Source organism: Streptomyces sp. PTY087I2, from assembly GCF_001687325.1.
In the GTDB taxonomy this organism is placed as follows: Bacteria; Actinomycetota; Actinomycetes; order Streptomycetales; family Streptomycetaceae; genus Streptomyces.
In genome coordinates, this window is sequence record NZ_LZRD01000024.1 from 92240 (window position 1) to 105185 (window position 12946).

The window sequence follows — 12946 nt, forward strand, 5'->3', positions numbered from 1 at the left end:
GCGGCGGGGCGGCCATCTGGAAGGATCCCCGGTATGCCCGCATCTCCGAGCACGGCTCGGGCCATCAACGACCGGCTCGCCCTGCGCCTGCTCCAGCAGGACGGCCCGCTGACGGCCACCCAGCTCAAGACGCTGACCGGGCTCTCCCGGCCCACCGTCGCCGACCTCGTCGAACGGCTCCGGAGCGCCGGTCTGATCCAGGTCGTCGGCGAGTCCGGAGCCGTCCGCCGCGGCCCCAACGCCAAGCTGTACGGGATCGTCGCCGACCGGGCCCATCTCGCCGCGCTCGACGTGCGTCTCGGCAGTGTCAGCGTGGTCGTCACCGATCTGCTGGGGACGACGCTCGCCGAGGACTCGCTGCCCATCGGCAGCGACACCGGCACCGGGCCCGCCGTCGAGCGGGCCGCCGCCCTCCTGGAGCGCACCGCCCGCGCCGCCGGGTCCGTACCCCTGCACAGCGTCGGCATCGGCGCCCCGGGCCTGATCGACCCGGCCACCGGCGAACTCCGCGACAGCTCCGGCCTGCCCGCCTGGCACCGGGGCCTGGTCCGCGAGCTCCAGCGGCGGCTCCCGGCCACGGTCCTGGTGGAGAACGAGACGAACCTCGCGGCCGTCGCGGAGCACCGGGAGGGCGCCGCCCACGACCGGGAGACCTTCGTCCTGCTCTGGCTGGGCCAGGGGATCGGGGCCGCCGTGATGCTGGACGGCAAGCTGCGTCAGGGGGCGTCCGGCGGCGCGGGGGAGATCGGCTTCCTGCCGGTCCCCGGGGTGAGCGGGCTGCCGTCGGCGGTCAACTGCGAGGGCGGCTTCCACTCCCTGGCCGGCTCCGTCGCGCTGTGCGAACTCGCGGCCGCGCACGGACTCGTGGACCGGGCGGCAGTGGCCGAGGGCCAGGAGGAGTCGGCCGCCGTGGCCGCGGTGCGGGCCGCCCTGGAGGCGGGGCAGGCGGGCGAGCCCTTCCTGAAGGAGGTCGCCGACCGCCTCGCCCTCGGGTCCGCCGCCGTCGTCTCGGTGCTCGACCCGGGCTGTGTGCTGCTCGCGGGGGCCGTCGGCCACGCGGGCGGGGCCGCGCTCGCCGCCCGGGTCGAGGAGCGGCTCGCCACGATGTCACCGCTGCGCACCGAGGTCCGCGCCGGTTCGCTGGGCGACGGGGCCGTGCTGCGCGGCGCGCTGCTCACCGCCCGGGACGCGGCCCAGGACGCGCTGTTCGCCCCGGAGGGCTGAGCGGGCGGACCGGGGAAACGGCGGACGGCCGGACCGGTACCACCCGCCGCCTCCCAGAACGCGGTCCGGGCCCGGCGGCTACCGGGGGAGAGCCGAACGGCCCGGCGCGAGCGGGGAGGACCGCTCACGCCGGGCCGGAGGGCACGGGAGGGATCAGCAGGCGCCGAGGTCCTTCCAGACGCCCCACTCGCCGGTGGTGCCGGGCTTCTCGCCCTTCGTCCACCAGGACGCCTTCCACTGATGGCCGTCCTGGCTGACGGTGGAGCCGCCGCCGTACTCGGTGCCCGCGTCCCACGCCGGGGCCGAGCAGCTGCCGCCCGGCTGCGTCGGGGTCGGAGTCGGCGTCGGACCGGTCGGGTCCGGGGTCGGGGTCGGCGTCGGGTCGGTCCCGGTGCCGGGCTCGACCACCGTGGTGCCGCGGGCCAGGTCACCGGCGAGGGAGTAGGACTTCCCGCCGAAGGTCACGGTCCAGTTCGACGGGGTGGAGGTCGGCAGGTAGTAGACGAAGTCCAGCTCGACCGAGGCGCCGGGGGCCAGGCTCTGCCAGGCCGGGAGCTTCAGCGAGACACGGTTGTAGTCGCCCTTCAGGCCGCCGATGTTGTTGGCCGCCGTGTGGTCGCTGCGGATGATCGTCGTACCGAAGCCTGACTGGTCCTTGGCGTTGGCCGGGGCGGAGGTGGAGTAGTCGAACTGGAACTCCGTACCGCCGGGCAGCGTGGCCTGGGTCCGGTTGGTGATCTTCAGCTTGGGGCTGATCGGGTAGTTGGAGTCGCCCAGCGGGAACTGGCCGAAGGAGACGTCGATGTCCAGCGCCTCGGTCGGCAGGTCGATCGTGGAGCGCTTCGCGCCGTACGGGGTGGCCGACTTGAACGCGTCGTACATCGCGGAGGTCAGCGTGGAGCCCGTCTCGTACTGGCCCTTCGCCGCGTTCCACTGGTAGTCGCCCGCCAGCTCCCAGATCATCGTGCCGCCGATGCCCTTGTCCACGACGTAGTCGGCCTTGGCCTTCACCGACTGCTCGTCCTCGGTGGAGAGGAACACCTTCTTCTCAGCGTTCCACAGCCACGGGGCGACCAGCGTCGAGTCGTACTTACGGGCGTACGTGCCGGTCAGCTGGGTGTTCGCGGGGAAGCCGTAGTCGGTGACGTAATCGCCGACGATGCCCTTCTCCAAGTTCTTCGCGTGCCACATCGGGTTGGAACCGGCAGGGGATTCCTTGCCGTTGGTGTCCTTGTCGTGCCACAGGTTGTCGATGCCGACGGCGCCGTCACCGCACTTGGTCAGACCCGCGCCCGCCGGGCAGTCGGTCGTGGCCGCCTTGCCCCACAGGCCGTCGGTGCCGCCCTGCACGTTCTTGAAGCCGCGGGTGTAGTACGGCAGGCCGATGTTGATCCGGCCGGCCGGCATCGAGCCGCGGAAGTAGTGGTAGGCCCAGTCGGTGTTGAGGTAGCCGAGGCCGCCGTACTGCGAGGTGGTGTAGACACCCGCCTGCGCCAGCTCGTTGTCCTTGCCGTCGTCGAACAGCGAGGCGTTGGGTCCGACGTACTCGTTCCAGGCGCCGTGCAGGTCGTAGGACATGATGTTGACGTAGTCCAGGTACTTCTGCATCTGGTACGTCTCCATGCCCCGCAGCAGATAGCCGGAGGAGGGGGCGGCGACGGTCAGCAGGTAGTGCTTGCCGTCGGCCTCGCCCGCGCGGTCGAGCTTCTCGCGCAGCGTCTTCATCAGGGCGTCGTAACCCTTGACCAGGCCCGCGCGGCGGCCGTTGGCCAGCGTGTGGTCCAGCGGGTTGCCCGCGTCCTTCATCGTGGTGGCGTACTCGTAGTCGATGTCGACGCCGTTGAAGCCGTACTTCTTGATGAAGGCGACGGCCGAGTCGGCGAAGGTGTTGATGCCCGCCTGGTTGACCGAACCGTCGGCGTTCGTCGCCATCGAGTAGAAGCCGCCCGAGTCGACGCGCTCGCCGTCGGGGCCGAAGTAGCCGCCGGTCTCGGCCCAACCGCCCACGGAGACCAGGGTCTTCACGTTCGGGTGCTGCTTCTTGTACTTCGTCAGCAGGTTGAAGTGCCCCTTGTAGGGGAGCGTCGGGTCCATCTCCGCGCCCTCGACACCGGGCCAGGTCATTCCGGTGGAGGCGTTGTCGGCGCTGTCGGGCCCGACCGAGAGCTTGTTGGAGCTGTCGACGTGTGCGAAGGCGTAGTTGAGGTGCGTGACCTTGTCCCACGGGATGTCCGGGACGAGGTAGGCGTCCTTGCCGTCCTTGCCGGTACGCCAGTTGGTGAAGTAGCCGATGACGCGCCGCTGGTGGTCGGCGCCCATCTTCTCGCGTCCGTCGGCGTCGTAGACGGAGCAGTACGGGACATCGACGCCGGGGGTCTGGTAAAGCCCGTCGGGGCGACAGGAGTTCTGGTCGGCGGCGGCCGAGGGGCCTGCGGCGAGCGAACTCAGCAGCAGTCCGGCGACGGCGGCGCCGGCGGCGAGGAGCGTGGCTCTCGCTCGGGTGGGGGACAGCATGTGGTCGTTCCTCCTGGGGAGGTCGGCAGAACACAACTGGCTGAAAAGGGGGTGGGTCTGTCGGGGTCCCGGTGTGCGCCCACCGTGGGACCGAACCTCGGAGGTGACGCAGAGATTAAGAGGACTAGACCAGTGCGTCAATAGGTCTGGACCTTTAAGGCTCAACTTTGTGAATGACTACGTTGTCGCGTTCGTCCCGACGGGAATGCGCCACGTTTTCCGTGACCCGGTGTGACGCGATCCATGGATCCTGTGACCCAGCCCACAGCGCTCACCCGCATGGCCGAGAGGCGTCCGTGGCAGACTGGTTCCGTACCAGTAGCAGCGCACTCCGGGGTCGGTGCAATTCCGAACCGGCGGTTACAGTCCGCGACCCGTCCGCAGCCAGCGGCCGGTTGACCAGGTGAAATTCCTGGACCGACGGTTAAAGTCCGGATGGGAGGCAGTGCGCGGCGGTTCGTCATCGGTACGCCGCCGTCGGCGGACGCATGGCCGGGAATCTCCCGGAAGCCGTGCGTTCCTGGCGTTTCCCGTTCCCGGGTCCGCGGCGTTCCCGCTGGTGATCCGCTTTCTCTGTCGTCATCGACAGGCCCCGGAGTCCGTGCCCGAAGAGGCAGGAGGACCCGGTGGACACCGCAGCCGACATCACCGCCATGCGCCGAGCGATCGCGCTCGCCGCCCGCGGTCTCGGCTCCACCAGCCCCAATCCGGTCGTCGGATGCGTGATCACCGACGCCGCCGGAGCCGTGGCCGGTGAAGGCTTCCATCAGCGCGCCGGAGGTCCGCACGCCGAGGTCCACGCCCTGCGCGCGGCCGGCGACCGGGCCCGTGGCGGCACCGCCTACGTCACCCTCGAACCCTGTAACCACACCGGCCGCACCGGCCCCTGCGCCCAGGCCCTCCTGGCCGCCGGGATCAGCCGTGTCGTGTACGCGGTCGGCGACCCGAACCCGCAGGCCACCGGCGGCGGCGACACCCTGCGCGCGGCCGGGGTCCGGGCCGAGCAGGGCCTCCTCGCCAAGGAGGCCGAGGCGGGCAACGCCGCCTGGCTCACCTCGGTGCGCCTCGGCCGGCCGTACGTCCTGTGGAAGTACGCCGCCACCCTCGACGGCCGGATCGCCGCCGCCGACGCCACCAGCCGCTGGATCACCTCGCCCGAGGCCCGCGCCGACGTCCACCGGCTGCGCGCCGAGGCCGACGCCGTGCTCGTCGGCTCCGGCACCGCCCGCACCGACGACCCCCAGCTCGGCGTGCGCGGCATCGACGGCGCCACCCAGCCGCTGCGGGTCGTCGTCGACACGAACGCCACCGCCGTCAAGCCCGGCGCCCGGGTCCTGGACGCCACCGCGCCCACCCTGATCGCCGTCGCCGACGACGCCCCGGCCGGCCACCTCCCGGAGGCCGCCGCCCTGCGGCTGCCCCGCGCGGCCACCGGCCCCGGCCTGGACCTCGACGCCCTCCTCGCCGCCCTGCACGAGCGAGGCGTCCGCTCCGTACTCCTCGAAGGCGGCCCCACCCTCGCGGGCGCCTTCGTCGCCGCCGGAAAGGTCGACAAGGTCGTCGGCTATCTCGCCCCGGTCCTGCTCGGCGCGGGCCCCGCCGCCCTCGCCGACGCCGGAATCTCCACCATCTCCCAGGCGTTGCGCCTCGATGTGACCGAGACCGTGGCCATCGGCCCCGATCTGCGTGTCACCGCCGTCCCCGCCGCCCCCGCCCCTGCTCGGAAGGGAAACTGAGTGTTCACCGGAATTGTCGAAGAACTGGGTGAGGTCACCGCTGTCGAGCAGCTCGCCGACGCCTCCCGCTTCCGGCTGCGCGGCCCCCTCGTCACCGAGGGCGCGAAGCACGGCGACTCCATCGCGGTGAACGGCGTCTGCCTCACCGTCGTGGACACCGCGGACGGCGAATTCACCGCCGACGTGATGGCCGAGACGCTGAAGCGCTCCAGCCTCGGCGCGCTCGCCCCCGGCTCCCGGGTCAACCTGGAGCGCCCGATGGCGCTCGGCGGCCGGCTCGGCGGACACCTCGTCCAGGGCCATGTGGACGGCACCGGCACCATCGTCGAGCGCACCCCCTCCGAGCACTGGGAGATCGTCAAGGTCTCCCTGCCGCCCGAGCTGACCCGGTACGTCGTCGAGAAGGGCTCCATCACCGTCGACGGCGTCAGCCTCACCGTCGTCGAGGCGGCGGCCGACTACTTCACCATCAGCCTCATCCCCACCACCCTCGCCCTGACCACGCTCGGCCACAAGCAGCCCGGCGACCCGGTCAACCTGGAAGTGGACGTCATCGCCAAGTACGTCGAGCGGATGCTCGGTGACCGGGCCGGACAGGACCCGCGATGAACCTCGCGAACTGGCTCAACTCCGAGGCCTTCACCGTGTTCGGCCAGCACATCAAGTGGTCGGACATGATCGGCAACATCGTCGGCCTGATCGCCCTGGCCCTCGGCTGGCGGCGCTCCATCTGGACCTGGCCCGCCCAGCTCCTCTCCGGCGTCATCCTGCTCGTCGCCTTCGCCTCCGCGCACCTCTCCGGCAGCGCGGGCAAGCAGCTGGTCGTCATCGTCGTCGCTCTGTGGGGCTGGTGGTCCTGGAACCGCGGCAGGCAGCAGGCCCAGGACGGCTCCATCGCCGTCCGCTTCGCCACCTGGCGCGAGCGCGGCGTGCTGATCGGCGGCGCCGCGCTCGGCACCCTCGCCGTCGGCGGCCTGTTCACCGCCTTCCCGTCGCTGTCCTGGGACCCGTGGCCGGACGCGTACATCTTCGTCGGCACCGTCGTCGCGATGTACGCCCAGGCGCGCGGCATGGTCGAGTTCTGGTTCGCCTGGCTGCTGGTCGACCTGGTCGGCGTACCCCTGAACTTCGCCAACGGATTCGCCTTCTCCGGCTTCGTCTACATCATCTACGGCGCCCTCGTCCTGTGGGGGATGCGCGACTGGTGGCTGCGTACGCGGACACCCGCTCTGGAAGGAGCCACGGCATGACTGCTCAGCCCACCTGGCTGCACCCCGGCCACGACCCGCTCGTTGAGGACCTCTCGCTGGACCCGGTCGAGCAGGCCATCCGTGACATCGCCGCCGGCCGCCCCGTCGTCGTCGTGGACGACGAGGACCGCGAGAACGAGGGCGACCTCGTCATCGCCGCCGAGAAGGCCACCCCCGAGATCGTCGCCTTCATGATGAGCGAGTGCCGCGGTCTGATCTGCGCGCCCATGGAGAGCGACGAGCTGGAACGCCTCGAACTGCCGCAGATGGTCGAGGACAACACCGAGTCGATGCAGACCGCCTTCACGGTCTCCGTCGACGCCTCCGCCGCGCACGGCGTCACCACCGGCATCTCCGCCGCCGACCGCGCCACCACCCTGCGGATGCTCGCGGGCGGCGTCGCCGGACCCGGCGACTTCGTCCGGCCCGGCCACATCTTCCCGCTGCGCGCCCGCTCCGGCGGCGTCCTCGTCCGCAACGGCCACACCGAGGCCGCCGTCGACCTCGCCCGGCTCGCCGGACTGCGCCCCGCCGGGGCCATCGTCGAGATCGCGGGCGAGGACGGTGTGATGCTCCGGCTGCCCGAGCTGATCCCGTTCGCCCGCAAGCACGGCCTGACGATCATCTCCATCGAGGACCTGATCGCCTACCGCCGCAGCAACGAGCCGACCGTCCGCCGCGAGGCCGAGACCCGGCTGCCCACCGCGTTCGGCGACTTCACCGCGTACGGCTACCGCTCCATCGCCGACGGCGTCGAACACGTCGCCCTGGTCCACGGCGACATCGGCGACGGCGAGGACGTCCTCGTACGGATCCACTCCGAGTGCCTGACCGGCGACATCTTCCAGTCCCAGCGCTGCGACTGCGGCCCCCAGCTGCACGCCTCCATGCGGCGCATCACCGAAGCGGGCCGGGGCGTCGTCGTCTACCTCCGCGGCCACGAGGGACGCGGCATCGGCCTGCTGTCCAAGCTCCGCGCGTACGAACTCCAGGAGCGCGGCGTCGACACCCTCGACGCCAACCTGGAGCTCGGCCTGCCCGCCGACGCCCGCGACTACGCGGCGGGCGCCCGGATCCTCAAGGATCTCGGCGTCACCAGCCTGCGGCTGATGACCAACAACCCCGAGAAGACCGCGGCCGTCGTCCGCCACGGACTCGCCGTCACCGGCCGCGAGCCCATGCCCGTCCAGGCCGGCGAGCACAACCTGCGCTACCTGCGCACCAAGCGCGACCGCATGGGCCACGATCTGCCCTGGCTCGACGCCCCCGCGTCGACCTGCGCCAACCAGTAACGAACACCTCTTAACCAGCAACAGGAGAGACATGAGCGGCAAGGGTGCACCCGAACTGTCCGTACGCAACTGCGGCGACCTCCGCGTGGCCGTGATCGCGGCCCAGTGGCACGAGAAGGTCATGGACGGACTCGTCGACGGCGCGCTGCGCGCCCTGCACGAGCTGGGCATCGACGAGCCGACCCTGCTCCGGGTCCCCGGCTCCTTCGAGCTGCCCGTCGTCGCCAAGGTGCTCGCCGGACGCGGCTACGACGCGATCGTCGCCCTCGGCGTGGTCATCCGCGGCGGCACCCCCCACTTCGAGTACGTCTCCCAGGGCGTCACCCTCGGCCTCACCCAGGTCACCGTCGACACCGGTGTTCCCGTCGGCTTCGGCGTACTGACCTGCGACACCGAGGAGCAGGCGCTCGACCGGGCCGGCCTCGAAGGGTCCAACGAGGACAAGGGGCACGAAGCGGTCACCGCCGCTGTCGCCACCGCCGCCACGCTGCGGACCGTCAGCGAACCCTGGCGCTGAGTGCCCTCCGGCGACCCCGTATTCTGAGGACCATCATGGCCAACAAAACCTTCGAAGAGCTCTTCACCGAGCTCCAGCTCAAGGCCGCCGAGGGCGACCCCGCGACCTCCCGCACCGCCGAACTGGTCGACAAGGGCGTCCATGCCATCGGCAAGAAGGTCGTCGAGGAGGCCGCCGAGGTCTGGATGGCCGCCGAGTACGAGGGCAAGGAAGCCGCCGCCGAGGAGATCTCCCAGCTGCTGTACCACGTCCAGGTGATGATGGTCGCCCGCGGGATCTCGCTCGACGACGTCTACGCCCATCTCTGAGCACACCCCGCCCGTCCCACCACCCCTTCGCTCAAAGGAAACCTGACCTCATGCTGCGCATCGCCGTCCCCAACAAGGGTGCAATCTCCGGGCCTGCGATGGCGATGCTCCATGAGGCGGGCTACCGGCAGCGCAAGGAGTCGAAGGAACTGGTCCTCGTCGACCCGGCGAACGAGGTCGAGTTCTTCTACCTGCGGCCGCGCGACATCGCGATCTACGTCAGCTCCGGCAAGCTGGACATCGGCATCACCGGACGCGACCTGCTGCTGGACTCCGGGGCCCGGGCCGAGGAGATCCTCCAGCTCGGCTTCGCGCGTTCCACCTTCCGCTACGCCACGAAGCCCGGCACGGCCACCGGCCCCAAGGACTTCGCCGGCATGACGATCGCCACGTCCTACGAGGGCATCGTGGCGAAGCACCTGGCCGACGAGGGCGTCGACGCCTCCGTCGTGCACCTCGACGGCGCCGTCGAGACCGCCATCGAGCTCGGCGTCGCCCAGATCATCGCCGACGTCGTCGAGACCGGCACCAGCATGCGCAACGCGGGCCTCGAAATCATCGGCGAGCCGATCATGAAGTCGGAGGCCGTGGTGATCCGCCGCACCGGCGCCCCCGCCGACGACCCCAAGGTGCAGCAGTTCCTCCGCCGCCTCCAGGGCGTCCTGGTCGCCCGGTCCTACGTGATGATGGACTACGACTGCCGCGTCGAGCACCTGGAGCGCGCCGTCGCCCTCACCCCGGGCCTGGAGTCGCCGACCATCTCCCCGCTGCACCACGAGGGCTGGGTCGCCGTCCGCTCCATGGTCGCCGCCAAGGAGGCCCAGCGGATCATGGACGACCTGTACGAGCTCGGCGCCCGCGCCATCCTCACCACGGCCATCCACGCCTGCCGCCTCTGACGGCCCCGGCCCCGGCCGCCCGCACCTCCCGAGAGAAGACCCCGATGTCCGCGCCCAGGCCCGAACTCCCCACCCTGCCGGTCACCTTCCGGCCCACCCTCACCCGGGTGGTCCTGCTGAGCGTGGGCCTGGCGATGTTCCTCGTCATCACCGTCGTCGCGCTGATGCTGGAGCGGCTCAACCCGGGGGAGCGGGCCAGCTTCATCTTCGTCGCGGCGCTGTTCTTCGGCGTCCTGGCCCTGCTCAGCAGGCCCAAGGTCGCCGCCGACGACACCGGGGTCACCGTCGTCAACCTCACCCGGACCCGCAGGCTGGCCTGGGAGGAGATCCTCCGCGTCAACCTGCGCTCCGGCGACCCCTGGGTCTTCCTCGACCTCAGCGACGGCACCAGCCTGCCCGTCCTCGGCATCCAGCCCGGTCTGGCCAAGCAGCAGGCCATCCGCGACGCCCGCGCCCTGCGCTCCCTCGCCGAGTCGCGCGGCACCGGCGGCGACGACACTCCCGCCGGCGGCTGAGCCCCTGCCCGGCACGGCGCCTTCTTGTCTACTCTGGTGGGCGGCGGCGCCCCGTGCGCCCCGCCCCGCCCGTACCACGGCCCCGCCCCGGGGCCCGCGGGGTTCTTCCTGCGACCCAAGGAGTGACTCCTTCCAGCAATGGACGGATCGTCCGGTAGTACCTGCGCCGCCCCTTCCTCGGAGGCGGCGGCCTCATGACCACCCCCCTGCTGCTCCTCGCGGCGGCCTTCCTCCTCATCCTCGCCAACGGCTTCTTCGTGGCAGCCGAATTCGGGCTCGTCACCGTGGACAGACCGGACGCCGAACGAGCCGCCGCCGAGGGCGACCGACGGGCCCGTACCGTCGTCCGCGCCCTGCGTGAACTCTCCTTCCAGCTCTCCGGCACCCAGCTCGGCATCACCATCACCTCCCTGGTGGTGGGCATGCTCGCCGAACCGGCCCTCGCCCAGCTGCTCGCCGGACCCCTCACGGCCACCGGACTGCCCGCAGGGGCCGTGTCCGGGGTCGCGGTCGTCGTCGGGATGCTGCTGGCCTCCGCCGTCCAGATGATCGTCGGCGAACTCGTGCCCAAGAACTGGGCGGTCTCCCGGCCGCTCCAGGTGGCCCGCTTCGTCGCCGGACCCCAGGCCCGCTTCGCCGCGCTCCTGCGACCGGTGATCACCCTCCTCAACGCCCTGGCCAACCGGCTGGTCCGCCTCTTCGGGGTCGAGCCCACCGACGAACTGGCCTCCGCCCGCACCCCGGGCGAACTGGTCTCCCTCGCCCGGCACTCCGCCGAGGCCGGGGCCCTGGAACGGGACACCGCCGACCTCTTCGTGCGGACCCTCTCGCTGGCCGGTCTCACCGCCCAGCACGTCATGACCCCCCGGGTGAAGGTCAGCGCCCTGCACTCCTCCGCGACCGCCGAGGACGTCCTCAACCTCACCCGCGCCACCGGCCTCTCCCGCTTCCCGGTCTACCGGGACCGCATCGACGAGGTCATCGGCATGGTCCACCTCAAGGACGCCCTCGCCGTCCCCGCCCACGAGCGGCTGCGCACCCCGGCCGGCCGGATCGCCGTCGCCCCGCTGCTGGTGCCCGGCACCCTGCCGGTGGAACACCTGCTGCGGCGGCTGCGCCACGAACAGCCGATAGCCGTGGTCGTCGACGAGTACGGCGGCACCGCCGGCGTCGTCACCCTGGAGGACATCATCGAGGAGCTCGTCGGCGAGGTCCGCGACGAGCACGACGCCGAAGGGGCCGGCCGCCCCGAGCTGACCGCCGCCACCGCCGAGGACGGTCGCCCCGCGTGGGACGCCGAGGGCAGCTGCCGGGTCCACACCCTGCGCCGCAACGGGCTGGACGTCCCCGACGGACCGTACGAGACCGTCGCCGGGCTCGTCGCGGAACTCCTGGGCCGCATCCCCGCCCCCGGCGACCGGGCCGAACTCCCCGGCTGGCGGATCACCGTCCGCCAGGTCGGCCACAACCGCGCCGAACGCGTCCGGTTCACCCGGACGTCCGGTCCGCTGCCGGAGACGGCCGCACCGGGGCTGCTGGAGGCCGCGCGATGAGCCTGCTCCAACTCCTCCTCGCCGCCCTCCTCGTGCTGGCGAACGGGTTCTTCGTCGGCGCGGAGTTCGCCCTCGTCTCCGTCCGCCGCAGCCAGATCGAACCGCTGGCCGCCCAGGGGTCCGGCCGGGCCCGTACCGTCCTGCACGGCCTGGAGAACCTGCCGCAGATGATGGCCGCCGCCCAGTTCGGCATCACCGTCTGCTCCCTCACCCTCGGAGCCGTCGCCGAGCCGACCGTCGCCCACCTCCTGGAGCCGGTCTTCCACGCGGCGCACGTCCCCGACGGGCTCGTCCACCCCCTCGGCTTCGCCCTCGCGCTGCTGACCGTGGTCGTCCTGCACCTGGTCATCGGCGAGATGGTCCCGAAGAACCTCGCGATGGCGGCGCCCGAGCGGACCGCGCTCTGGCTCAGCCCCGGCCTGGTCGCCTTCGCCCGGCTCTGCCGCCCGGTCACCACCGCGCTCGGCGCCTGCGCCGGTCTGGTGCTGCGGCTGTTCGGCGTCGAGCCGAAGGACGAGGTGGAGGCCGTCTTCACCAGTGAGCAGCTCAACCGGCTCGTCGAGGACTCCGGACAGGCCGGCCTCCTCGGACCGGAGGCCGCCGAACGACTGGAGGACGCCCTCGAACTGGGCAGCAGGCCCGTCGCCGACGTCCTGCTGGAGCGGGCCTCCCTGGTCACCGTCGACCCGTCGGTCACCCCGCGCCGCATCGAGGAGCTGACGGTACGCACCGGCTTCTCCCGCTTCCCGGTCTGCGCGGAGGACGGCGGCCCCTTCATGGGCTACCTCCACGTCAAGGACGTCCTGGAGCTGGAGGACGCCGACCGCGCGGTCCCGCAGCAGATCTGGCGCCCGATGGCGACCGTACGGGCCGAACTCCCGCTGGACGACGCCCTGACCGTGATGCGCCGCGCCGCGACGCACCTCGCCCAGGTCGCCGACGGATCGGGCCGGGTCCTCGGCCTGGTCGCGATGGAGGACGTCCTGGAGATGCTGGTGGGGGAGGTACGCGACCCGGCCCACCGGGTGGTGTCCGTACCCCGCCGTACGGTGGACGTCCCCAGGACACCGGGGCGGCCGTCGTCCGGGGCGCTGGTGCACTGAGACGGCGGCACGGGGCCGGGACCGGCGGTATGAGG

The 12946-nt window shown here is 71.7% G+C and carries 12 protein-coding genes and 1 riboswitch; of the genes, 11 read left to right on the forward strand and 1 reads right to left on the reverse strand.

Features of this window, described 5'->3' with window-relative positions; all coding sequences use genetic code 11:
* The first annotated feature begins 33 nt into the window (after positions 1-33).
* The gene (locus A3Q37_RS26105; protein ID WP_065488075.1) at positions 34-1224 is read left to right on the forward strand and encodes an ROK family transcriptional regulator; all 1191 of its coding nucleotides are present in this window, start codon (positions 34-36) and stop codon (positions 1222-1224) included.
* Positions 1225-1377: 153 nt separating this feature from the next.
* Here A3Q37_RS26105 and A3Q37_RS26110 read toward each other — a convergent pair whose 3' ends face one another.
* Entirely contained in the window at positions 1378-3738 is a 2361-nt protein-coding gene (locus A3Q37_RS26110) for a chitinase C-terminal domain-containing protein (protein WP_065488076.1), read from the reverse strand.
* A gap of 322 nt (positions 3739-4060) precedes the next feature.
* Positions 4061-4191: riboswitch (FMN riboswitch) on the forward strand.
* Positions 4192-4364: 173 nt separating this feature from the next.
* Here A3Q37_RS26110 and ribD point away from each other — a divergent pair.
* The 10 genes from ribD (at position 4365) to A3Q37_RS26160 (ending at position 12911) form a co-directional block, all read left to right on the forward strand.
* Entirely contained in the window at positions 4365-5474 is a 1110-nt protein-coding gene (ribD, locus tag A3Q37_RS26115; protein WP_065488077.1) for a bifunctional diaminohydroxyphosphoribosylaminopyrimidine deaminase/5-amino-6-(5-phosphoribosylamino)uracil reductase RibD, read from the forward strand.
* Positions 5475-6083 carry a riboflavin synthase gene (locus A3Q37_RS26120; RefSeq protein WP_065488078.1) on the forward strand — a complete coding sequence of 203 codons (609 nt, stop codon included), beginning with the start codon at positions 5475-5477 and terminating at the stop codon, positions 6081-6083.
* Complete coding sequence (locus A3Q37_RS26125) at positions 6080-6724, forward strand: nicotinamide mononucleotide transporter family protein (protein WP_065488079.1); 645 nt, start codon at positions 6080-6082, stop codon at positions 6722-6724. The genes A3Q37_RS26120 and A3Q37_RS26125 overlap by 4 nt, the downstream gene beginning before the upstream one ends.
* Entirely contained in the window at positions 6721-8016 is a 1296-nt protein-coding gene (locus A3Q37_RS26130; protein WP_065488080.1) for a bifunctional 3,4-dihydroxy-2-butanone-4-phosphate synthase/GTP cyclohydrolase II, read from the forward strand. The genes A3Q37_RS26125 and A3Q37_RS26130 overlap by 4 nt, the downstream gene beginning before the upstream one ends.
* Before the next feature lie 31 nt (positions 8017-8047).
* Positions 8048-8533: a 6,7-dimethyl-8-ribityllumazine synthase gene (gene ribH / locus A3Q37_RS26135; RefSeq protein WP_003970409.1), complete on the forward strand. Its 486-nt coding sequence runs from the start codon at positions 8048-8050 to the stop codon at positions 8531-8533.
* A gap of 35 nt (positions 8534-8568) precedes the next feature.
* The gene (locus A3Q37_RS26140) at positions 8569-8841 is read left to right on the forward strand and encodes a phosphoribosyl-ATP diphosphatase (protein WP_003970410.1); all 273 of its coding nucleotides are present in this window, start codon (positions 8569-8571) and stop codon (positions 8839-8841) included.
* 50 nt (positions 8842-8891) lie between these two features.
* Complete coding sequence (hisG, locus tag A3Q37_RS26145) at positions 8892-9740, forward strand: ATP phosphoribosyltransferase (RefSeq protein WP_065488081.1); 849 nt, start codon at positions 8892-8894, stop codon at positions 9738-9740.
* A 44-nt stretch (positions 9741-9784) separates the two neighbouring features.
* Positions 9785-10255 (forward strand): PH domain-containing protein, encoded by a 471-nt coding sequence (locus A3Q37_RS26150; RefSeq protein ID WP_065488082.1) that lies wholly within the window; start codon positions 9785-9787, stop codon positions 10253-10255.
* Between the two features lie 194 nt (positions 10256-10449).
* Positions 10450-11808 (forward strand): hemolysin family protein, encoded by a 1359-nt coding sequence (locus A3Q37_RS26155; RefSeq protein WP_065488083.1) that lies wholly within the window; start codon positions 10450-10452, stop codon positions 11806-11808.
* Positions 11805-12911, forward strand: a complete 1107-nt coding sequence (locus A3Q37_RS26160) for a hemolysin family protein (RefSeq protein ID WP_065488084.1) — start codon at positions 11805-11807, stop codon at positions 12909-12911. Before A3Q37_RS26155 ends, A3Q37_RS26160 begins: the two co-directional genes overlap by 4 nt.
* The last annotated feature ends 35 nt before the right edge of the window (positions 12912-12946 follow it).

What these genes read in the sequence shown, in the direction of transcription:
- A3Q37_RS26105 (WP_065488075.1), top strand. Translation starts at nt 34, where the DNA reads ATGCCCGCATCTCCGAGCACGGCTCGGGCCATCAACGACCGGCTCGCC.
- A3Q37_RS26110 (WP_065488076.1), bottom strand. Translation starts at nt 3,738, where the DNA reads ATGCTGTCCCCCACCCGAGCGAGAGCCACGCTCCTCGCCGCCGGCGCC.
- A3Q37_RS26125 (WP_065488079.1), top strand. Translation starts at nt 6,080, where the DNA reads ATGAACCTCGCGAACTGGCTCAACTCCGAGGCCTTCACCGTGTTCGGC.
- A3Q37_RS26130 (WP_065488080.1), top strand. Translation starts at nt 6,721, where the DNA reads ATGACTGCTCAGCCCACCTGGCTGCACCCCGGCCACGACCCGCTCGTT.
- ribH (WP_003970409.1), top strand. Translation starts at nt 8,048, where the DNA reads ATGAGCGGCAAGGGTGCACCCGAACTGTCCGTACGCAACTGCGGCGAC.
- A3Q37_RS26140 (WP_003970410.1), top strand. Translation starts at nt 8,569, where the DNA reads ATGGCCAACAAAACCTTCGAAGAGCTCTTCACCGAGCTCCAGCTCAAG.
- hisG (WP_065488081.1), top strand. Translation starts at nt 8,892, where the DNA reads ATGCTGCGCATCGCCGTCCCCAACAAGGGTGCAATCTCCGGGCCTGCG.
- A3Q37_RS26150 (WP_065488082.1), top strand. Translation starts at nt 9,785, where the DNA reads ATGTCCGCGCCCAGGCCCGAACTCCCCACCCTGCCGGTCACCTTCCGG.
- A3Q37_RS26155 (WP_065488083.1), top strand. Translation starts at nt 10,450, where the DNA reads ATGACCACCCCCCTGCTGCTCCTCGCGGCGGCCTTCCTCCTCATCCTC.
- A3Q37_RS26160 (WP_065488084.1), top strand. Translation starts at nt 11,805, where the DNA reads ATGAGCCTGCTCCAACTCCTCCTCGCCGCCCTCCTCGTGCTGGCGAAC.